18 protein-coding genes and 1 pseudogene are annotated in these 20,003 nt (G+C 40.2%); 14 read left to right on the top strand and 5 right to left on the bottom strand.

Annotated elements, in window-relative coordinates:
* From AC33VI_RS21870 to AC33VI_RS21860, 3 genes and pseudogenes are all read left to right on the top strand, one after another.
* Positions 1-322, top strand: a pseudogene (locus AC33VI_RS21870) (hypothetical protein); the annotation flags it as partial.
* A gap of 324 nt (positions 323-646) precedes the next feature.
* Positions 647-2,095 carry a folate/biopterin family MFS transporter gene (locus AC33VI_RS21865; RefSeq protein ID WP_491784384.1) on the top strand — a complete coding sequence of 483 codons (1,449 nt, stop codon included), beginning with the start codon at positions 647-649 and terminating at the stop codon, positions 2,093-2,095.
* Between the two features lie 75 nt (positions 2,096-2,170).
* Positions 2,171-3,964, top strand: coding sequence for an oleate hydratase (locus AC33VI_RS21860; RefSeq protein ID WP_491784383.1), 1,794 nt, complete (start codon positions 2,171-2,173; stop codon positions 3,962-3,964).
* Positions 3,965-4,087: 123 nt separating this feature from the next.
* On the opposite strand, the gene AC33VI_RS21855 is transcribed toward AC33VI_RS21860, so the two are convergent.
* Entirely contained in the window at positions 4,088-4,558 is a 471-nt protein-coding gene (locus AC33VI_RS21855; protein ID WP_491784382.1) for an ABA4-like family protein, read from the bottom strand.
* Positions 4,559-4,622: 64 nt separating this feature from the next.
* On the opposite strand from AC33VI_RS21855, the gene AC33VI_RS21850 reads away from it, so the two are divergent.
* Together AC33VI_RS21850 and AC33VI_RS21845 are read left to right on the top strand one after the other, a co-directional pair.
* The gene (locus tag AC33VI_RS21850; protein ID WP_491784381.1) at positions 4,623-7,202 is read left to right on the top strand and encodes a two-partner secretion domain-containing protein; all 2,580 of its coding nucleotides are present in this window, start codon (positions 4,623-4,625) and stop codon (positions 7,200-7,202) included.
* 26 nt (positions 7,203-7,228) lie between these two features.
* Entirely contained in the window at positions 7,229-8,749 is a 1,521-nt protein-coding gene (locus AC33VI_RS21845) for a phytoene desaturase family protein (protein WP_491784380.1), read from the top strand.
* A 172-nt stretch (positions 8,750-8,921) separates the two neighbouring features.
* Here AC33VI_RS21845 and AC33VI_RS21840 read toward each other — a convergent pair whose 3' ends face one another.
* Complete coding sequence (locus tag AC33VI_RS21840) at positions 8,922-10,340, bottom strand: TldD/PmbA family protein (protein WP_491784379.1); 1,419 nt, start codon at positions 10,338-10,340, stop codon at positions 8,922-8,924.
* Between the two features lie 72 nt (positions 10,341-10,412).
* Positions 10,413-10,871, bottom strand: a complete 459-nt coding sequence (locus tag AC33VI_RS21835) for a DNA-binding response regulator (protein WP_491784378.1) — start codon at positions 10,869-10,871, stop codon at positions 10,413-10,415.
* Positions 10,872-11,142: 271 nt separating this feature from the next.
* Between AC33VI_RS21835 and AC33VI_RS21830 the strand changes: the two genes are divergently transcribed.
* Positions 11,143-12,036, top strand: a complete 894-nt coding sequence (locus AC33VI_RS21830; RefSeq protein WP_491784385.1) for an alpha/beta fold hydrolase — start codon at positions 11,143-11,145, stop codon at positions 12,034-12,036.
* 104 nt (positions 12,037-12,140) lie between these two features.
* Here AC33VI_RS21830 and psbN read toward each other — a convergent pair whose 3' ends face one another.
* Entirely contained in the window at positions 12,141-12,272 is a 132-nt protein-coding gene (psbN, locus tag AC33VI_RS21825) for a photosystem II reaction center protein PsbN (RefSeq protein WP_229638613.1), read from the bottom strand.
* Positions 12,273-12,355: 83 nt separating this feature from the next.
* Between psbN and psbH the strand changes: the two genes are divergently transcribed.
* The 8 genes from psbH to AC33VI_RS21785 all read left to right on the top strand — a co-directional run bounded on the left by psbH (position 12,356) and on the right by AC33VI_RS21785 (position 18,423).
* Positions 12,356-12,559 (top strand): photosystem II reaction center phosphoprotein PsbH, encoded by a 204-nt coding sequence (gene psbH, locus AC33VI_RS21820; protein ID WP_491784377.1) that lies wholly within the window; start codon positions 12,356-12,358, stop codon positions 12,557-12,559.
* Between the two features lie 118 nt (positions 12,560-12,677).
* The gene (locus tag AC33VI_RS21815; RefSeq protein WP_491784376.1) at positions 12,678-12,962 is read left to right on the top strand and encodes a TatA/E family twin arginine-targeting protein translocase; all 285 of its coding nucleotides are present in this window, start codon (positions 12,678-12,680) and stop codon (positions 12,960-12,962) included.
* A gap of 223 nt (positions 12,963-13,185) precedes the next feature.
* On the top strand, positions 13,186-14,550 hold the full coding sequence (locus tag AC33VI_RS21810) for a tetratricopeptide repeat protein (RefSeq protein WP_491784375.1): 1,365 nt from the start codon (positions 13,186-13,188) through the stop codon (positions 14,548-14,550).
* Between the two features lie 50 nt (positions 14,551-14,600).
* A complete protein-coding gene (gene sixA / locus AC33VI_RS21805; protein WP_491784374.1) occupies positions 14,601-15,095 on the top strand; it encodes a phosphohistidine phosphatase SixA in 495 nt (164 codons plus the stop codon).
* Positions 15,096-15,256: 161 nt separating this feature from the next.
* Positions 15,257-15,793, top strand: a complete 537-nt coding sequence (gene rsmD / locus AC33VI_RS21800) for a 16S rRNA (guanine(966)-N(2))-methyltransferase RsmD (RefSeq protein WP_491784373.1) — start codon at positions 15,257-15,259, stop codon at positions 15,791-15,793.
* Between the two features lie 560 nt (positions 15,794-16,353).
* Entirely contained in the window at positions 16,354-16,575 is a 222-nt protein-coding gene (locus AC33VI_RS21795) for a DUF2811 domain-containing protein (protein ID WP_491784372.1), read from the top strand.
* Between the two features lie 39 nt (positions 16,576-16,614).
* On the top strand, positions 16,615-17,244 hold the full coding sequence (pth, locus tag AC33VI_RS21790; protein ID WP_491784371.1) for an aminoacyl-tRNA hydrolase: 630 nt from the start codon (positions 16,615-16,617) through the stop codon (positions 17,242-17,244).
* A 336-nt stretch (positions 17,245-17,580) separates the two neighbouring features.
* Positions 17,581-18,423 carry a class I SAM-dependent methyltransferase gene (locus AC33VI_RS21785; RefSeq protein WP_491784370.1) on the top strand — a complete coding sequence of 281 codons (843 nt, stop codon included), beginning with the start codon at positions 17,581-17,583 and terminating at the stop codon, positions 18,421-18,423.
* Between the two features lie 293 nt (positions 18,424-18,716).
* Here AC33VI_RS21785 and AC33VI_RS21780 read toward each other — a convergent pair whose 3' ends face one another.
* Positions 18,717-19,817 carry a WD40 repeat domain-containing protein gene (locus tag AC33VI_RS21780; protein WP_491784369.1) on the bottom strand — a complete coding sequence of 367 codons (1,101 nt, stop codon included), beginning with the start codon at positions 19,815-19,817 and terminating at the stop codon, positions 18,717-18,719.
* Positions 19,818-20,003 lie beyond the last annotated feature (186 nt).

Raw genomic sequence — 20,003 nt, 5'->3', positions numbered from 1 at the left:
GGCAGATTTGTCTAATCGCTATCATATCTGTGATGCCAAAAACGGTTGTGGTTTTGAAACTCCAAGGGATAGAGGTTCAGTCAGAGTTATGTACAATGTCGCCTGTAACAATCAAAAGGGGCTAGGGACTAGCCTCTCAAGCGTCGATGTCTTTAGCTCTACTACATCAAAGAGTAAGCGCAAGCATACTGGTTCGATGAAGCAACTAGGACGAATGAAACGCCAAAAATCTCAACAAAATAATGCGAAGCTGGCTTGCACCACAGGCACTTCCTTCGGTCGCCCTCGAATGGGGGAAACCCCAACTTCAAGCGTTAGCTAAGTTGGGGTAGTTCATCTGAATGTTCAAATTAGGCAGAAAAAATACCCTGTGAATTGATTTTATTGTCTTTGGCGATCGCTCTTGCTTTTGTGGCTTGTCGTCAAGCTAGCAACAGTGACAATAATCAAAAAATTAAGCTCATTTAATTTATTTAATTCCGCCTACTACTGAGTTTTGCTTCAACGAACTCGACAATTTCGTTGGAAAAATTAGATGTTGGCGATTAATTTTCATATTTATTTAAAATCTCCGTCTCAAAGTAGAAGATTTTTCGTAGAGATATTGCGTATCATTAACTATAAACATAAAACTTCAACAAACTACATGATTGCTCAATCCTTTGAATTCAAAGGCTATAAAAAATTTATTCAAGAAAAACTTTTATTTAATAACGAACCCACTCCCGAATTATTTGCCATCCTAACGGTATATTTCGTTCAAGGGATATTAGGATTAGCTCGCTTGGCGGTTAGTTTTTTTCTTAAAGACGATTTAGGTCTAACTCCTGCGGAAGTAGCAGCACTAACGGGAATTTCTTCCCTACCCTGGGTAATTAAACCCTTATTTGGTTTTATCTCCGATGGATTGCCCATTTTAGGCTATCGTCGTCGCCCTTATCTCATCTTATCGGGATTTTTAGGCACTATATCCTGGGTGGCTTTGGCAACTTTAGTTCATAGTGCTTTAAGCGCAACTATAGTAATTTTGCTAACTTCCCTATCAGTGGCAGTAAGCGATGTCATAGTCGATTCCTTAATTGTAGAAAGAGCCAGAGAAGAATCTTTAGCACAGTCGGGCTCTTTGCAGTCTTTATCTTGGGGATGTTCTGCTTTAGGAGGTTTAATTACAGCCTATTTTAGCGGTTTATTGTTACAACATTTTAGTGCTGCCCAGGTATTTGAAATCACTGCTACTTTCCCCCTAATTGTCTCTGGGGTTGCTTGGTTAATTGCCGAAGAAAAGATCGATCGCCATAACTCTACTGCCCAAGTTTCTCCTGTAAAAGGACAAATTAAGCAATTATGGAGCGCAATTAAGCAAAAACAAGTCTGGTTGCCGATCGCATTTCTATTTGTCTGGCAAGCTACCCCCACCGCCGACTCGGCATTTTTCTTTTTTAGTACCAACGAATTAGGATTTGAACCAGAATTTCTCGGTAGAGTGCGCCTAGTAACTAGTCTCGCTTCCTTGATCGGGATTTATCTCTTTCAACGCTATTTAAAAACCGTACCTTTCCGCAAAATATTAGGCTGGAGTACTGTAATTGCCGCAGCTTTGGGTATGACAACTTTACTCCTAGTCACCCACGCCAACCGTGCTTTAGGTATCGACGATCGCTGGTTTAGTTTGGGAGATAGTTTAATTCTTACCGTCGTCGGACAAATCACTTGGATGCCAGTGTTAGTATTATCGGCTCGTCTTTGTCCCAAAGGAGTCGAAGCAACTTTGTTTGCCCTCTTAATGTCGATTTGGAATTTATCGGGATTGCTCTCCCACGAATTAGGAGCATTGCTTACGTCTTGGCTGGGAGTTACGGAAACAAATTTCGATCGCCTGTGGTTGTTGGTAACCATTACCAATCTCTCAACTCTTCTTCCTTTACCCTTCCTCGGCTGGTTGCCTTCAGGAGATCCTGGGGAAGCAAATAGCAACGATCTAGCTCCCAATGAAGCTCCCGTACACAGTTCTGGAGGCTTAATCGAAGCAAATATTACCCCCAATCTCGTCCCAGAATTTGTAGTCAATAGTTCTGCTCGTCAAGAGCGCGAGTAAACAAACACCAAAAATTACAGATGTAGATTAACATACAGAATTAGGAGATATATCATAATAACTACTTAAATAATCATGGTGCAGCGATCGCCCTTTAATCAATTTGAGAGTACCGCTTGGGGTGGTCAACCAAACGTGACCCTTTTTGCCCAAAACAAAGGCATTCCGCCATCCGTAGAAAAAGTATTGCTTAAGCTCAATAAAGCCTTGCGGGGATTTCCGCCATTTCTGTTAACGGATTTGGGCAGAATGGTCGAACCTCCCGTAACCGATGGTTTATCCGCACTGCCCCCAGGAGTAGAGAAAAAAGTAGCAGTAGTGGGGGCAGGATTGAGTGGCTTGATTGCTGCTTTGGAATTGGTCAAGCTGGGCTATAAAGTAGATATTTACGAAGGTACGGACTTTATTGGCGGGAGACTTGGGGCAAAACCCAGCGATACTTCTCCTTCTGGCTATTGGGAACATGGTTTGCATCACTTTTTCCACAATGTATACGATTACTTGATGCAGAAAGTTGTGGAAGTAGGAGCAGATAAGCACCTTGAACCCGTAAACGAAGTATTACTAGAGTTTGAAAATTACGCAGAAGAAATACTAGAAGCCAAGCCCAACGCTCATTTATTAAATATGCTGGGCATAGTCTGGCGATCGCCTAACGTAAGTCTCTGGGATGCGATGCGAAGCGCGCCAGGGATGCTATCGCTATTTTTCTATAACCACGAACGGGTATTTCGGAAGTTCGACAACATTACAATGGTGGAATATTCCCAAGGGAAAATTGCTAAATCTTTCTTCGATACCTTTATTAAAACCGTCCTTACGGTTAGCCTCAATCGCACAGAAGATATTAGTGCTGCCCAAGCATTACATTTAATGTGGACTTTCTTCATTCGCAAACCCGATGCCATGTTGCGAGTCGTGCCGACAGACAATCATTACACCTCTTTAATGCTGCCGTTTAAAGAACATTTAGCAAAGTTGGGAGTTGAGATTCATTTAAACTATCGGGTTAGCAATCTTAAAGTTACGGGCGATCGCGTCACGGGTTTAAATTTTACCAATAATGAAACCACAGACTGTGATTATCTAGTCTTGACAACGGATATCAAAGGGACAAAAGAAATCTTTGCTGCCACCAAGGGAGAAGATTCTCAAGCTACTGCTAACTTAAAACCAGTGCGATCGCGAGTCAATCAGTTACGAGTTGCTCCTCCCTATGTAGTTGCCCGTGCTTATTTATTAGACAAGCCAGAAAATCCCGATCGCCCTGACGTAATTGAAACCCCTGAAAATCAACCAGTAGATTTGGTCTTTCAGGCACACAAAACCGAAAAAAGCGATACTGCTTGGGTGAAAGCTGCCCCTGCGGGGGAAGATCGCTGGGTAATTGAAGTTCACGCCTACGATTTAGGTCCTACCCTAGCTAGAAAAGATGAAGAGTTAAAAAATCGAGTCCGACAATGTTCCTGTGACGACGACTTGTGGGAATTGATTCAAAGTCTTGGGGACGCAGAGTTATGGGATGCCATCAAAGAAGAATTACGAGATATCGACGGTTTAGCTAAATTAGCCGATGCTACTCCCGTTGCTGAAGGTGGATTGCAGATCGGACGCTATTATAATTTTACGGGCTTTCAAGTGGGACAGGGCGATCGCCCAGCACCCTTTTTTGCCGAACCTTATCTTTCTAATTTGGTAGTGGCGGGAGATTGGGTAGCCCTTCAGGGAAAAGATGGCTTTGAGAATCGTCCTGGGCAAGTATATCCTGGGGGTAATTTAATGGGTCATGCGGCATCAGCAGCAGGCATTGCAGTAGGAACTATTGCCGCTAAAGATAATGTAGTTGGACCTTACGTTCCAGTGATTTAATTAATTAGTTGTTAGTTATTAGTGAAGATTTGTTGATGGTTGATGGTTAATTGGCAACCATTCTCTAAATTTACTGATTAAAAACTAATAACTAACAACTAATCACTAGAGACTGAATTAAATTTATTTGTCTTCTACAAAATCGCCTTTGGAATTTTGGCTACTAGTATCTTCGTTATTGCGATCGCCAAAAAATCTATCTGTAATAATATGAGCCAGCAATCCAGCAGGACCAAAGAAGAGACACAAAATCAAAGAGTGGGTAGTAAGTATTTTTTTCTCTTGTCCTTCCCAGTAAATCCATCTGCCCACAAATAAATCCATCACTAAAAAATGAATCGATACAACTAACGCCCCTCCTTCTTGACCGAATAACTCGGCATAGGTAGCTAATTGGGGGTTAAATGCTCCCCCTAAAGATGCTGGATCGGTGGCAGTTAATAAATAGTAAATGTAAGCCAGGCATACAGGTATAAATGGTAGGTACGAACCCATTACTTTTTTGGTAACGCCCCAGCCTGGAAGCACAATCATAGCAAGCCAGAAAACAGAGACATAGAAAATAACCAAATTAAAAGCTAGTGATAGAGTCATAATTTAAGAAACGATTGGTGTAAAAATCCAACTCAAGATACTTTTTGTATTATAAAGATTTACAATGAACGCGAGTTTGTTTGCCCAATTTTTGCTGGCATTTAGTCCTCTACTGCTTATCTCCTCCTTGGCTGAAGCACAAGTAATTGAAGATGGTTCTCTTTCGACAGAAGTTACGACCGAAAATAATCGTGACTTTACTATTAATGGGGGAGAACAAAGAAGGGGTAATCTCTTTCATAGTGTGACTGAATTTTCCATTCCCACTAATGGTTCGGTATTTTTTAATAATGCCGTCTCAGTGGAAAATATTATTACTCGCGTTACGGGTTTTTCCATATCTAATATAGACGGCTCTATTTTAAATAATGGCAATGCCAATCTCTTTTTAATCAATCCCGCAGGAATTATCTTCGGCGAAAATGCCAGCTTAAATGTTGGTGGTTCGTTTATTGGCACTACTGCGGAAAGTTTGGTTTTTGAAGATGGCACTGAGTTTAATGCCAATTTAGCTACTGCCGAACCATTATTAACTGTCAGCGTACCTCTAGGCTTACAATTTGGCAGCAATCCAGGAGATATAGTCAATCGAGCTAATTTTTCTCTAGACAATCCTTTTGTTTCCCCTGGGCTAGATCGAGTTCGAGTCGGACTGGAAGGTGCTTCCAATAAAACTTTAGGCTTGTTCGGTGGCAACATTACTTTTGATGGGGGCGCAGTCACTTCTCCTGGAGGAAATATCGAATTGGGTAGTGTCGGAGGGAATAGTTTTGTCACCCTAGAACCCATACCTCAGGGGTGGACGGCTAATTACGATCGCGCGAGGGGATTTCAAGATATCCAACTAGATAATCTAGCTTCAGTAGATGGTAGTGGAGCAAGAGCAGGAGATATTAATGTTTGGGGCAGAAATATTCAGCTTTTCAATGGTTCGGCAATTATATCTAATACTTTAGGTGCTTTAGATGGAGGAACGATCGCAATTGAAGCCTCGAATTTATTAGAAATTAATGGTAGCGACATTACGGGAACAAAAATAGATCTGCTATTGGCAAGCTTTGACATCTTTTTACCTTTCGCCAGTCAGATTTCTAACAATACCATTAGTTCTGGTAGGGGAGGAGATATTCAGATTAATGCTCCCAATCTCAAATTGATTGATGGTGGGGCGATCGAACTACAAACTATCAGGTTGGCAACTTCTCCTGAGAATATGGGAGAAAGTGGCGATTTATTGATTCAATCTTCTGAGTCGATTGTTTTGGAGGGTACGAGACCGTTAATTGGAGTAGGGGAAAATGCACGAAATAACTTTGATTCGTCCCTGAGTTTAGAACAAGCGATCGATTTCAATCAAGCCAGCGAAATCGGTTCGGTTTCTATTAGTGAGGCGGATGGTGGAAATTTGGCAATTTTAGCTAGGGATATACAGTTAAAAGATGGCAGCGTAATTGCAGTCAGTCCTTTTAATGTGGGCAATGGGGGAAATATTAATATCGAGGCAAGTGGAATTATTGAAGTTACAGGTGTATCTCCCAGAACGGGAACTGTCGGCAGTGCCATTACTTCCAATACTCTTCGAGAAGGAAATGCAGGAGATATCGATCTGCAAACTAATGAATTAAAGATTAGCGATGGCGGATTGATAATTTCCACAACTAATAATAGTGATGCTAATGCTGGCAATATAAATATTAATGCTTCATCGATCGCCATAACTGGTTTTCGTGCTGGCAATCAAATCCCTAGTACGATTTCTGCCCAAACCCTCAATGGTAATAGAGGAGGAGATATTGAGATCGCTACGGGGAATTTGAGCCTTAGCGATCGCGCTAACATTAGCGTTCAAGGTAGCGGTCAAGGAATTCCAGGTAATTTAAAAATTGCTGCCAATAATATTGAATTAAGTAATTTTGCCAGTATCACCGCTGCCACAGAATTTCAGTCTGGGGGAAACATCGAACTAAATATCGAGGAAAATTTAACTCTCAGTAATAATAGTTTGATTTCTGCTTTGGCAATGGGAGATGCTAATGGAGGCAATCTAGAAATTAATGTCGGTTTTTTAATTGCTAATCCCAATCAAAATAATGATATTTTGGCAACGGCGATACAGGGGAATGGCGGAAATATCAGACTGAGTGGTGATGGCTTGTTTGGTATTGTCGAAAGAGAATCTCGACCCCCCAACTCTACTAATGACATTGATGCTAGTTCAGAATTTGGTGAAGATGGAGCAGTTAGCTTTAGTTTTCCCGCCCAAGAAGGATTATTTTTTGCTGCGATCGCACCAGACCGTTTGCGACCGATCGATTCCAATCTGGGCGATCGCTTTTGCGAGGTTAGTATCGAGAGCGAATATTATATTTTTGGTAAAAAAGGTATTGCCTATAGACCAGATATTGAAGAACTGAAGATCGATACAGGTTGGTCGGATTTTCGTTTTTTCGATCGCGATGAAGTGGCAGCCACCCAAAATTCATCAGAATTAGAACATGACCTTAAAGTCAGACAAATCGAACTCATCCAAGGATGGACTAAAGACAGTCAGGGGAGAATAGTTTTAACCGCAGACTCTAACAATACAAGCGATCGCAAGTTAGATTCCCCTCACTTTAATTGCAACCCACGTAATAATAAATAATTGATAATTGATAGTTAATATTTAAAATGAGTGTAGATGTAGTTGTTGTCGGCAGCGGTATTGGAGGATTGTGTTGTGCTGCCTTATTAGCCAAGTATGGCTATCGAGTCGTGGTTTGCGAAAGCCATGCCATTGCTGGGGGTGCAGCCCATAGTTTCGAGCGCAATGGCTACAAGTTTGATTCGGGTCCTTCTTTGTATTCTGGTCTATCTTCTAGTCCCACTAATAACCCCCTCAGACAAGTTTTAGATGCTATTGAGGAAGATTTGGAGTGGGCTAATTATGATGTTTGGGGCTGTAGGTTGCCTGAAGGGGATTTTGATGCCTATGTAGGGGCAAATCATTTTGCTGAAGTATTAAGTAAGTTACGAGGACAAGAAGCGGTAAACCAGTGGCGTAAATTACAAGCAGAAATGAAACCCCTTGCCGATGCGGTTAACGCTCTGCCTCCCCTGGCAATGCGCTTCGATTTGGGGGCAGCAATTACTGTGGGTCAATATCTGCCGAATACCCTTTGGCACTTGCCGAATATTTTGCGTTTGACCAGACCTTTTAGCGAAATTATGGAGGATATAGTTACCGACTCCTTTATTCGTAACTGGATGGATTTACTCAGTTTTCTACTTTCTGGTTTACCTGCCAGTGGTACGGTGGGGGCAGAAATGGCTTTCATGTTTGCGGAGTGGTACAAGCCTGGAGTCAAATTAGATTACCCCATAGGGGGTAGCGGTGCAATTGTAGACGCTTTGTTGCGAGGACTCACCAAACGTGGGGGAGAAATTATTTATAACGCCCACGTGGAGGAAATATTGGTAGAGAATAATCAGGCTGTGGGGGTGCGGTTGCGCGATGGTACAGAGATAAAAGCGAATAAAGCTGTAGTTTCTAATGCTTCGGTATGGGATACCCTCAATTTAGTTCCCGAAGGAATATTGCCCTCTAGTTTTGTCAAGGAAAGAGCAAGTACTCCAGAATGCGAGAGTTTTATGCACCTCCATTTAGGTATCGATGCTACGGGCTTGGAAGATTTAGAATGTCACTATATCGTAGTCAATGATTGGGAAAAGGGAATAACAGCACCGCAAAACGTAGTAGTCATGTCGATTCCGTCTGTTTTAGATCCTAGCCTCGCACCCGAGGGAAAACATTCTATTCACGTCTATACTCCTGGTAACGAACCCTACGAACTTTGGGCGGGAATGGATCGTTCTAGTAATGCCTACAAACAACAAAAACAAGAACGAGCAGAAATCATGTGGCAAGCTTTGGCAAGAGTAATTCCTGACATACGCGATCGCGCGGAACTAACTCTAACTGGCACTCCCCTAACCCACCAACGCTATTTACGCCGACATCATGGCTCTTATGGACCTGCTCTAGCTGCGGGTAAGGCTCTATTTCCTGGTTCGACTACTCCCATATCGGGATTGCTTTGTTGTGGGGATTCTACTTTTCCTGGTATTGGTATTCCCGCTGTAGCTGCCAGTGGTGCGATCGCTGCTAATACTATCGCCCCGATTAAAAAGCATTTGGAGATCTTGAAATAGTAAGTATAGTCATTCTAAATAATTGACCTACGATTCAATAGCTTTAAGGTCAGAGGTCAGAAGTCAGAGGTCAGAAGGTTTTTAGACTTCGATCGTAGATTAAATTTTTTAGATGGTTTCTATTTGGAATGACTATAGTTCTAACAAATATATCCACTGGGATAATATTCAGTTATTGATCAGAATTACCGCCAATAGTTACATTTTTAATTCTTAAACTAGGACCTCCACAACCAACAGCCAATCCCGATTGACCACCTTTGCCACAACCTCCAGATTCATCCCAATAGAAGTCATCGCCGATCGCTTCTATATTAGCCAAGGTTTTGAACACATTACCCGATAGGGTAACATCTCTAACTGGTTCTGCTAGTTCGCCATTACGAATCATCCAAGCTTCCCCCGCACTAAAGGTAAACATTTCTCCGTTAGTCATTCCTCCCAGCCAATTACGGGCGTATACTCCTTCGGAAATACCTTGAAATAGATCTTTAACGGGGGTTTTGCCTCTGGCAATCCAGGTATTGGTCATCCGTACTAGAGGAGAATATTGATAGTTGAGACAGCGAGCGTTACCCGTCGGTTTTTCTCCTAATTTTCCTGCAGTTTCGCGGGAATGCAATCTACCAACCAAAACCCCATCCTTAATTAATTGAGTGGTAGTAGCAGGAGTCCCTTCATCATCGTAGAAATAACTACCGCGATGGATATAATTACCTTCTGCTTCTAGGGGGGCAGCACCATCAAAGATTTGTAATTCTGGCGAGCCAAAACGTTTGCCCATACTCATAACTTCTAGCAAGTCTGGGTTTTCATAAGCCATATCTGCTTCGGAAAGATGTCCGAAAGCTTCGTGAACGAATAAGCCTGTTAAAATCGGATCGATGACTGCGGTATAGGTATCCCCCTTAATTTTAGGTAAGGATAAAGCATCTACAGCCCTTTGTGCTGCCCCTACTACTTGCCGATCTAAGTTAGTTAAATCTTCATAGCCCCGACGAGAGCCTGTGGTTTCTCTTCCTGTCTGCAACAAATCGTCTTTTCTGGCAGTAGCAGAAAATCGCATCTCCATATCCGCCCAAGACTGTTCGATCACGCTGCCTTCGGAGTTAACAATAATAATATTTTGGGAACTATCGCTATAGCTGACAGTAGTAGCTGTCAGACAGGGATCGTATTCTCGTAACAGAAGATTATAGCGATCACACAATGCTTTTTTATCAGTCAAAGATATTTCTCGCGGATCGCTTCCTTGAAGTGGAACTTGGCATACTGTTTCGATGGGTGCAACTTCCGCCAAGATAGTTTCTGTTTCGCCGATGGTTCTAGCGGCAGCGATCGCCTCTTCCAAGCGATCGACTAGAGTGTCTAAGTCGTTAAAAGCAGAAAAGCCCCAACCCCCTTTGTAGCAGGCTCTTACTTGTCCTCCCAGGGCAATGCTTTCGCTCAGAGTTTCTATTTTATGGCTGCGGAGAAAAATATTAGTTTCTTCTGCCCGCTCGAAACGAATGGTCAAGAAGTCAACGCGATCGCGATAGGTATCGATCAATTCGGTTAAGCGATTTTTATGCTCGGCAAAGAACTCAGACATTAAAATGTTGCTTGTTTTAAATGTATGGTAACGATAACAACACCAAATTAACAATAAGCGATCAATGTGATTCTAACTTTGCAATAGAGGCAAGCATTGATGTAATTTACGGTCTAAATACAAAGATTGGGGATAATTAACCGCTAAATCTGTCGCTTCGAGAATTACTTCTGCATCGCTTTCTTTGGTACAGAATGAATTTACCCCTAAAGAATATAAAAGTTCGATGACTTCGGGATGCTGATAATCGCTCCAATGAATTAAACTAGCTTCAGGCAAAATTGCTTTAATTAAAGCTAAATTATCGGTATTTGATTCTGCTTCAATGTCAAAGAATAAAATATCAATATCCATTTGTCCGTAGATTAAAGAAAAAACCTGTTCGGAGTTCTCTAAAAGCATAACTTTGTGGCGAGGTCGATTGGCTTTGATGAGATGGCTTAATTCTCGTCCGTGATGTTTGTTAGGCTCTACTATGACAATGTTTTTACTTCTATAGGACGTATTGGAAGAAAAAATGCTATTCATCATAAATATTAAGTCCGCGATTAATGTACGTATATTTATCTAAATATAATTACTTACAATATTACATCGCTTTTTTAGAAAGCCAAGTGTTTCCACGGTAGATTAATCACAAATTAATAAAACTCTCTAATTCTTCCATTTTATTTAAAGATCTGGTTAAGTATTGGCGATCGCTCTAACCCTTTTACGCTCGATTGGTTAATCAGAAACTCGGAACTATTTTCACTACTGCGATAAGATTGATCGCAATAACAATCAGACATATCAAGATATTATTGTGGTCACAACAGCTTTAAATAATTGGGATCTAGAGCAACTAGACTGGAGTTGGCAAGGTCATAAAATTCGCTATACCGTTGCAGGAGAAGGTCAACCATTACTTCTAATTCACGGTTTTGGTGCGTCTATCGGACATTGGAAAAAAAATATCCCCGTTTTGGCGGAGGCTGGCTATCGGGTTTTTGCCCTAGACTTGTTGGGTTTTGGGGCTTCGGATAAAGCCCCTTTGGACTATACTTTGGAGTTGTGGCAAGCACAAATTAAAGATTTTTGGCTGGAAAATATTAACCAGCCGACTATCTTTGTGGGCAATTCTATCGGTGCGTTATTGAGTTTAATGCTAACTACCAACTATCCCGAAATTGCTGCGGGAGGGGTGTTAATTAATTGCGCTGGGGGCTTAAATCATCGTCCTGGCGACCTCAATCCCGTTTTAGGTTTAGTTATGACAGGATTTTCTAAGTTAGTTAGCTCTCCCATAACGGGCAACTTTATCTTTAATAATATTCGTCGCAAAAGTCAAATTCGCCGTACTCTTTATCAAGTATATTGCGATCGCAATGCAGTAACCGACGAATTAGTAGAAATGCTCTATCAGCCATCTTGCGATCCTGGAGCGCAAAAAGTTTTTGCATCGGTATTAACTGCTCCTGCGGGAACAACCCCCGATGAGTTATTAGGTAATTTAGATCGTCCCTTACTAGTCTTGTGGGGAGAAAAAGATCCTTGGACTCCCGTGACTGGGGCAACAATTTATCAAGATTTGGCTCGAACTAATTCTGAGGTGCAATTCCAGGTAATTGAAGGTGCTGGTCATTGTCCCCACGATGAAAACCCCCCACTAGTCAATCAGAAGATTATTAACTGGCTATCGGCGATCGCTCGATAAACTATTAAAATCACAAACTAATTAGTCAGGGATATATTGTATATCCCTGACTAATTAGTTTTTTATTAAATGAAGAAAAGAACAGGATCTGTTAAATCCGTCGATTAATCTTCATGGTCTTCAAAAGGATCTCCTAAATCGGCAGATGGTGGACCAAATGCGGTATAGATAGAATATCCAGTGATAGCGACTACTACAGCCCCTATGCTTACACTAAGAACTATTGCGGGTTCCATAAATCGATCTAAATTATGATTACTCTTCCTTTATAATATTACAGAAGATTACGAAAAACTCGATATTACATCATTATTGGACTATGGCACAAGAAACTCGTTTGGGGAATCTCCTCAGACCTTTAAACTCTGAATATGGTAAAGTTGCACCTGGCTGGGGAACTACTGTATTAATGGGAGTCTTTATGGCTCTATTTTTAGTTTTCTTATTGATTATTTTGCAACTTTATAATTCTTCCTTAATTTTAGAAGGAATTGATGTTGACTGGAGTACTTTAAGTCGATAGAAAAAGTAATTTCAGATTTATTAGTTTAGATCGAAATCTAAAATTCTTTAACTCGATCCCCTCATGAGGATCGAGTTAATATTTAATATAACGATCGCAATTATCAGAAGATAAAATTATGAATATTTTTGGCATTGGTTTACCAGAAATGGCTCTCATTACTATTGTGGCTTTGTTGGTATTTGGCCCTAAAAAACTACCTGAAATCGGTCGTAGTGTGGCAAAAACTCTCCGTAGTTTCCAAGATGCTTCTAAAGAGTTTGAAACCGAATTTAAAAAAGAAGCACAGAAAATAGAAAAGTCGGTTAGTATGAATGCCCAGTTAGAAACAGCTGGCGACTTGAATCCTTCTAGAGCTCAAGATATGGCTACTCCTACAGAATCAGATAAGAAGATCGATTAAGTAGCTGGGTAAAATTAATGAGAAGATGACTTTTTAATTAAAAATTTATCGAACTTTTCAAGTTGTGGTTTAATCTTCATTAAGATCGTAAAATTCTCCTAAATTGAGTGTATATTGATTGACAATTAACCATTTATCAGCAATAAATTGCTTGTTATGATTCGGGCAAATTGCTGTGATTAACTAGGAATAGCTCTAATCCGATTGTCAATTTTCAAATACCATGAAGGCGGAACAAACCAACTCCGATCGAATTTATCGTAATGCGATCGCTCAGTACGATCGAGACTTAATCGATACCTATTACAAGCGTGGCAAAACCTATCTCAAACTAGAAGATTACAACCAGGCAATCGCAGATTTTAATACAGTACTCAAACTAAATCCCCAAGACGTTAAAACCTATTTAATTCGAGGCTATACCTACGGAGAAATTAAACAGTTCCATCTTGAAATTGCCGATTATACTGAAGCAATTCGTCTTGCTCCTAAATTGGCAAAAGCCTATCGCAGTCGTGGTTATGCCTATGGAATGTTACAAGAATATGATTTGGCGATCGCCGATTTTAGCGAAGCAGTAAAGCTTGCGCCTAAATACACCCAAGCCTATTACAATCGCGCTTATACCTACAATATTTTAGGGGAACATCTCAAAGCCCTAGCGGATTTTAATCGAGTAATTAAATTAAATCCCGATAACGCAGCCGCCTACAACCATCGAGGAGCTCTCCATGATTTTTTGGAAAATTATCCCCAAGCCATTGCCGACTATAGCCAGGTAATTCGCTTAAATCCTAATTGTATTGAAGCCTATCGTGCTAGAGGTCAAATTAATTCTCTACTACAAAATCATTACGATGCCATTGTTGATTATAGCCAAGCAATTTTGCTCGATCGTCAAGATTGGGAATCAATCTACAATCAAGCTAAAGAATATAAAAATATTAAAGACTATCGCAATGCTATTGCTAGTTATAGTGAAGTAATTCGCCTCAAACCCAAGTTTGTCCCAGCATATAAAGAACGAGGCTTAGTTTATGGCAAATTAAAAGAGTGGGAAAAAGCGATCGCCGATTATTCTGTCGCGATCGAACTAAATCCTCATGACGAGGATGCTTTTTATAATCGCGGAAATGGTTATAACCTGCTGCAAGAATACCAACAAGCAATTATAGAATACGATCGCTGTATCACATTAAATCCCAACCACAGCAACGCTTACTATAACCGAGGTGTAACTTATGGTTATCTCGGTCAATATCGAGAAGCAATCTCTAATTACGATCGAGCAGTGGCGATCTCGCCTAAATCGGCTCTAATTTACAATAATCGAGCTAATGCTTATAAAAAACTCAAAGAATACCGTAAAGCAATCTCCGACTACACCCAAGCTATTTTCTACGATCCAGACTATAGCGATGCTTACTACAATCGAGGTCTTGTTTATCATATTATGCAAGAATCACAAAGATCGATTGATAATTTATCTTTAGCTGCCGATTTATTTAGAAAACAAGGAAAAAATCATCTTGCCAAACAAATCATGTTAAAAATTCAGAGTTTATATGGCATAAAGCAAGCTGTTTGATGTCGGTTTTAGTTAAGAGGATTAATCTATTTTTAAGTTTTTTAATTGTGATGAAAATATATTTAATTCGTCATGGTATCGCAGCAGAAAGAGGTACTTATGTTAACGACGAACAACGTCCTTTAATAGCAAAAGGAATTGAGAAAGTAAATAAAGTAGGTCGGGGTTTATTAGCAGCGGGAGTTACATTCGATCTTATTTTAACCAGTCCTTTAGTTAGGGCTTATCAAACGGCGGAAATATTTCAACAGCTTGGTTTATCTGCAAAAATAGTCTGTTTTCCCCCTTTGAAACCTAACGGCAATATTCAAGAATGGCTCAAATGGCTGCAAGAAGAACGTAATTTTCAATACAATCATCTTGCTTTAATAGGACATCAACCAGATTTAGGTAATTGGGCAGAAATGCTAATTTGGGGAACGATTAAAGAACAAATAGTAGTGAAGAAAGCTGGCATAATTGGCTTAAGTTTACCACCTGTAGCTCCTCTGATCGCTAATAGTTCTTTGTTTCTGTTAACTTCTCCCAAATGGATGAGTTTTTGAATTATCAGGGATCGGCAAACTTCACCTACGATCTTATTCTAACAACTGTACGGGCTGCTGGTCAGCATTCCCTTGCGCCTGTCCTAAAGGATACACCTTCGGATAACGGCGACGCGGGGTCTGACCATTTCGCGAACCGCCCCCTACCAACTAGTAACTAAATGAGAATCTACGGCAATAGACAATTAAAAACCTTACCAGGACAAAGAACTCGTCCAACTTCAGCTAGGGTGAGGGAAGCCTTATTTAATATTTGGCGCGATCGCATTGATGGTTGTTGTTGGCTAGATCTGTGTGCGGGAAATGGCTCTATGGGAGCAGAAGCTTTATGTCGTGGTGCGGAAAAAGTAGTCGGAATCGAGCAATATGGTAAAGCTTGCACTATAATTCAACAGAATTGGCAGCAGATAGGCAAACCAGAGCAGTCTTTTCAAGTAATAAAAGGAGATGTACTGGTCAAAATCAAAACCTTAGAAGGACAACAGTTCGATCGCATTTATTTCGATCCTCCCTACGAGAGCTTTGTCTATCTTCCTGTTTTAAAAGCGATCGCCCAATTAGAACTAATTACTGCCACAGGTGCGATCGCCGTAGAACACGATCCTCAAAAATGGCAAGCCAGAGAAATACCTGGATTGGATTTATATCGTACCAAAACCTATGGCAATACCACTCTTAGTTTTTATCAAAAAAAATAGTATTTTTGTATTTAAAATCTAACAATTTCCCAAAGTTATTAATTCTTATTTAAAAGGACTATTTCACCCCAAAGATTCCCCGATATTTCCACAAACAGCTCAAATGTTTTCCACATTTTACCCAGGTTTTTCCACAGGTAAGAACGGAATAACCAACTGTTGATTGAAGAACGGTGGATTTTAAAATTTACCGTTTATTAATATTGACTTAACCGTTTTTTCTAAATATATGTAACAAAAAAACGCCTCAAAGCCCACATATTAGGTTGAATAAAAATTTTTTTAAGACTTCAGTTAATATTTCGTAGTATTGACAAATACCCCCTATTTGAGATGAAAATGATTTAGCAAGTACTCAAGAAAATCGTGTCGCGATCGATTACGGCTCTAACCAAGTCGTTAGGCAAAACAATATGTGAAGCCTTTTTTTTGTTTCTCTCTCTGGATATAAATATTTTTTTAAACGTCAAAAGCCCGTTAGTTTTGCATATTTAAAAGAAACCAGCGTTTTGTGTCCTTGTAAAGCAAAAAATCATATTAATTGGAGCATATAACCAACCATGAACTCTAATGTAAGCATCCTGGCAGAAATACCTGAAGAACTCCATTTATCTTTGAAAAATTACCTAGAAACTCATCCTCATTGGGATCAAGACCGCGTTTTTGCAGCTGCTTTGTCTTTGTTTTTATTACAAAATAACAACGGACAGACTAGCGAAGCATCTCAGAATTATCGGGCTTGTGCCAGAGTTTACTTGGAAACCCTATTTCAGTCTAATTAGGTAGTAAAATAGTTAATCCTTGTCTTTACTGTTCGTTAATTGACTGTGAATATCGATCGCCCTGTAGCTATTTTTCCCGAACTCATTGTTGGCTTGGGCAATCCCGAGCCAAAATATGACAACACCAGACACAATATAGGTTTTAGCGCAGTTGACGAACTAGCTAAGATATGGGGATTCGATCTCAAAGAAAATAAACGTTTTCAAGGTTCATTTGCCGAAGGGGTTGTTTGGGGTGGAAAAAAAATTCGCCTCCTCAAACCCCTCACTTATATGAATCGTTCTGGACAGTCAGTTAGAGCAGTAACAGACTGGTACAAGCTATCACCACAGTCTGTATTGGTTATTTATGATGATATGGATTTACCCGTAGGTAGGTTGCGAATGCGTCTTACAGGCTCTGCGGGGGGGCATAATGGCATGAAGTCGATTATTGCTCATTTAGGCAGCAAAGACTTTCCTCGGTTGAGAATTGGCATCGGTAAATCTGGTGGTGGGAAACAAAACGTCAGTCATGTTTTGGGTAAGTTTAGCCCGATGGAAAACAAAATAATTGAAGAGGTGTTATATGTTTCCGTCAAAGCGATCGAACTTAGCTTGAAAGAAGGTGTCGAAAAATCTATGAGTCGCTACAATGGATTTTCTGCAATTCCTCCCTCAGATAAATAATTAATTAATAATAAAAAAACCCCAGCTACCAGACTGGAGTTTAAAGGGAGAAACCGAAGATGTGAGTAGTTTATTGCTCAACATCTTAGGATAACGATTTTGAGAAGATTGTTTGCTCGCTTTCGCGCTTTAATTTAATTAAATTTAACTTAAAAAGTTTGAGATAAAAACTAAATATATAGGCTGCTCGATACATCTAGAAGTACTGCCCTGAGTTAACTCTAACCCTGCTTTGTTCTACCCAAATGAACTATGCTTGCCAACTAAACTTGTTAAGTTATGTATCTATAATAGCAGATTTTGTTAAGTTGTGTAACTTTTATTAAGGAAATAGCTATGAAACAGTCTGAAGGCAGAAATGGTAACGTAGCAGATCTGTTGAATAATATCTATCGTTGTACGGATAAAAGCAGTTGGTATGGTGGGGTAGCAGGAGCTTACGATCGCACTAGACCGAGATATCCCGCACAATTGTTCGCTAAAATGCTGGAAATAACTAGGTTACAACCAGGAAAGAGAATTTTAGAGATCGGTGCGGGACCTGGTATTGCTACTATTGAGTTGGCTAAGTTAGGTTTGGAAGTTGTCGCCCTAGAGCCAAATTTGTCTGCTTGTGATTTGGCTAAGAGTAAATGTCAGGACTATTCCCCAGTAGAAATTATTAATACTACTTTTGAAGCGTGGGATTTACAGGAAGGAAATTTTGATGCGATCGTCGCTACCACTTCTTTTCATTGGGTAGAACCAGAAGTACGAATGGTAAAAACGGCATCAGCCTTAAAGAAAGGGGGCTATTTAATTTTATTGTGGAATACTCCTCCCCAACCGAGCGATCGCATTCTCGAATCTTTAAAGCCAATTTATCAGCTGCATACCCCAGAATTAAACCCACCAGAAAGTGTTAGCCATCATCTAGAAAGTATCGGTCAATTTGGAGAGGAAATAATCGATTCTGGTTTCTATCAAGATTTAGTTTCCGAGTCAATTATTTCTCAGGTTAACTATTCAGTAGATGATTATCTGACTTTATTAACTACTCTATCTCCTTATATTGGCTTGTCTGAGACCAAAAGAAATAATTTGTTAGGGGCATTAAAACAAAAATTGTCACAAAACTATGGGGATAACTTAGATTTATCTTATCTTTCCATGATGCAAATCGGTTCTCGGTTAGGGTAACCTGAGTTCGGGATAAGAGAATTACTCGAAGAGAATAGTCTTTAGTATTTAGTTCTTAGTTTTGAGCGGGCAGTAATGCCCGTGGTTTACCGCAACTAATGCTGGTGTCTGGCAAATCTTATTCCACGCCCGCCCGAAGGGTTTTTAATCGCTGCTTGTAATACAAATAAGTTTTAACTAATAACTAGTACGGACGTTTCATGAAACGTCCCTAACTAATAACTAACAACTATAACTAGATCGGTAATCAGTAGCTTAACCCGAACTGAGGTTAGGGTAGGTTTAATGAATGATTAATTTGACCATTTCCAGATATAAATTAGAGAGCTATTCAATGCTGGAGACTTTTTGACCCTGGCGAATAATTGACCATTGAGACTGAAAGCGATCGTGGTAATTTCTTCTGGATTGGGGGCAACCAAAACATTTCTCAGGGGTAAGCCTGTAATTATATCGGTGATAGCTGAGGAGTAAAAATTTCCAGCAATTAGCCGACTGTCGGCACTGAGACTGAATAAACCGCGATCGCTATAGAGGCTATTGTTCTTGCGATATATTTCTCCTTTTTGCCAATTCCAAACCTTAATTTTTCCGTCATAACTACTACTAACTAAGAGTTGGCGATCGGGAGTAAATTCTAGTCGAGCAATATGGTTGAGATGACCATTTAAGGTATTTAACAAAATTGCTTTTTCTCCGTCTAGCTGCCAAAGTTTAATTTCATTTTTGGCTGCCTCTGGAGTATTGTTAGCATCAACTGTAGCCATTATTCTACCATCCAGACTAAGGGCGATTTTTTCGACAGAATTTTCTAAATTAAAGCTAAACAATTCTTTTCCTTGAGGAAAACTCCAAGCCGTAATACCTAATTCACAAGCTGCATAAATAATTTTCCCCGTTGCGTCAAAACTAACCTGACGGCATCCTTGGGCTTTTTCCAAGCTTAAAACTGCTTCTCCCGTTGCTGTATCCCAGACGATCGCCCCATGATTGGGGGTTAGCAATCCCTGACTCCAGGTAGCAGTAGCCAACCAACGACTATCGGGACTAAAAGCGATCGCCACAGGGGCGATTTCCAGGGCATTTTTTTGGGCTTGATGAGGAGATAAAGTAAGCTGAATTTTCCCCCTGTCTGTATCCCAAAGATTTATTTGACTTGCTTCTACAGTAGCCAGAATTTTTCCGTTAGGGCTAAATTCAATTAGATTGACTTCGCCTGTAGATTCTAGAGTATGAGTTAAGACTGCGTTTTCCCAAGGAGAAGCTAGACGACTGGGAAAATTTGAGGGCAATTGACGATTTGCTTCGGCTGAGATTTGAGCACAAATTCTGGGTTGAAAACCTAAAAGCAGAAAACTAGCTACCAAATACTTTAAATAATATTTATTGCCCATAAATAAATAATTGCGCTCGATCGCTTTAAAGATAGACTAATTTACCACAACTGGGTAGTCTGGAGTGGGATTTAGAGGGCAACTAAAAACGTAATTTCCTGCTGTGAGAGTAATTTCATAGTCCTTGGTCGTACCCTTGGTTAAACCACCACCACTTACCTTGGGCAAACTAACTTGCTTAATTCC

This window comes from Waterburya sp., assembly GCF_058530065.1.
This window is presented reverse-complemented; position numbering and strand designations above follow the sequence as displayed.

What these genes read in the sequence shown, in the direction of transcription:
- AC33VI_RS21865 (WP_491784384.1), top strand. Translation starts at nt 647, where the DNA reads ATGATTGCTCAATCCTTTGAATTCAAAGGCTATAAAAAATTTATTCAA.
- AC33VI_RS21860 (WP_491784383.1), top strand. Translation starts at nt 2,171, where the DNA reads ATGGTGCAGCGATCGCCCTTTAATCAATTTGAGAGTACCGCTTGGGGT.
- AC33VI_RS21855 (WP_491784382.1), bottom strand. Translation starts at nt 4,558, where the DNA reads ATGACTCTATCACTAGCTTTTAATTTGGTTATTTTCTATGTCTCTGTT.
- AC33VI_RS21850 (WP_491784381.1), top strand. Translation starts at nt 4,623, where the DNA reads ATGAACGCGAGTTTGTTTGCCCAATTTTTGCTGGCATTTAGTCCTCTA.
- AC33VI_RS21845 (WP_491784380.1), top strand. Translation starts at nt 7,229, where the DNA reads ATGAGTGTAGATGTAGTTGTTGTCGGCAGCGGTATTGGAGGATTGTGT.
- AC33VI_RS21840 (WP_491784379.1), bottom strand. Translation starts at nt 10,340, where the DNA reads ATGTCTGAGTTCTTTGCCGAGCATAAAAATCGCTTAACCGAATTGATC.
- AC33VI_RS21835 (WP_491784378.1), bottom strand. Translation starts at nt 10,871, where the DNA reads ATGATGAATAGCATTTTTTCTTCCAATACGTCCTATAGAAGTAAAAAC.
- psbN (WP_229638613.1), bottom strand. Translation starts at nt 12,272, where the DNA reads ATGGAACCCGCAATAGTTCTTAGTGTAAGCATAGGGGCTGTAGTAGTC.
- psbH (WP_491784377.1), top strand. Translation starts at nt 12,356, where the DNA reads ATGGCACAAGAAACTCGTTTGGGGAATCTCCTCAGACCTTTAAACTCT.
- AC33VI_RS21815 (WP_491784376.1), top strand. Translation starts at nt 12,678, where the DNA reads ATGAATATTTTTGGCATTGGTTTACCAGAAATGGCTCTCATTACTATT.
- AC33VI_RS21810 (WP_491784375.1), top strand. Translation starts at nt 13,186, where the DNA reads ATGAAGGCGGAACAAACCAACTCCGATCGAATTTATCGTAATGCGATC.
- sixA (WP_491784374.1), top strand. Translation starts at nt 14,601, where the DNA reads ATGAAAATATATTTAATTCGTCATGGTATCGCAGCAGAAAGAGGTACT.
- rsmD (WP_491784373.1), top strand. Translation starts at nt 15,257, where the DNA reads ATGAGAATCTACGGCAATAGACAATTAAAAACCTTACCAGGACAAAGA.
- AC33VI_RS21795 (WP_491784372.1), top strand. Translation starts at nt 16,354, where the DNA reads ATGAACTCTAATGTAAGCATCCTGGCAGAAATACCTGAAGAACTCCAT.
- AC33VI_RS21785 (WP_491784370.1), top strand. Translation starts at nt 17,581, where the DNA reads ATGAAACAGTCTGAAGGCAGAAATGGTAACGTAGCAGATCTGTTGAAT.
- AC33VI_RS21780 (WP_491784369.1), bottom strand. Translation starts at nt 19,817, where the DNA reads ATGGGCAATAAATATTATTTAAAGTATTTGGTAGCTAGTTTTCTGCTT.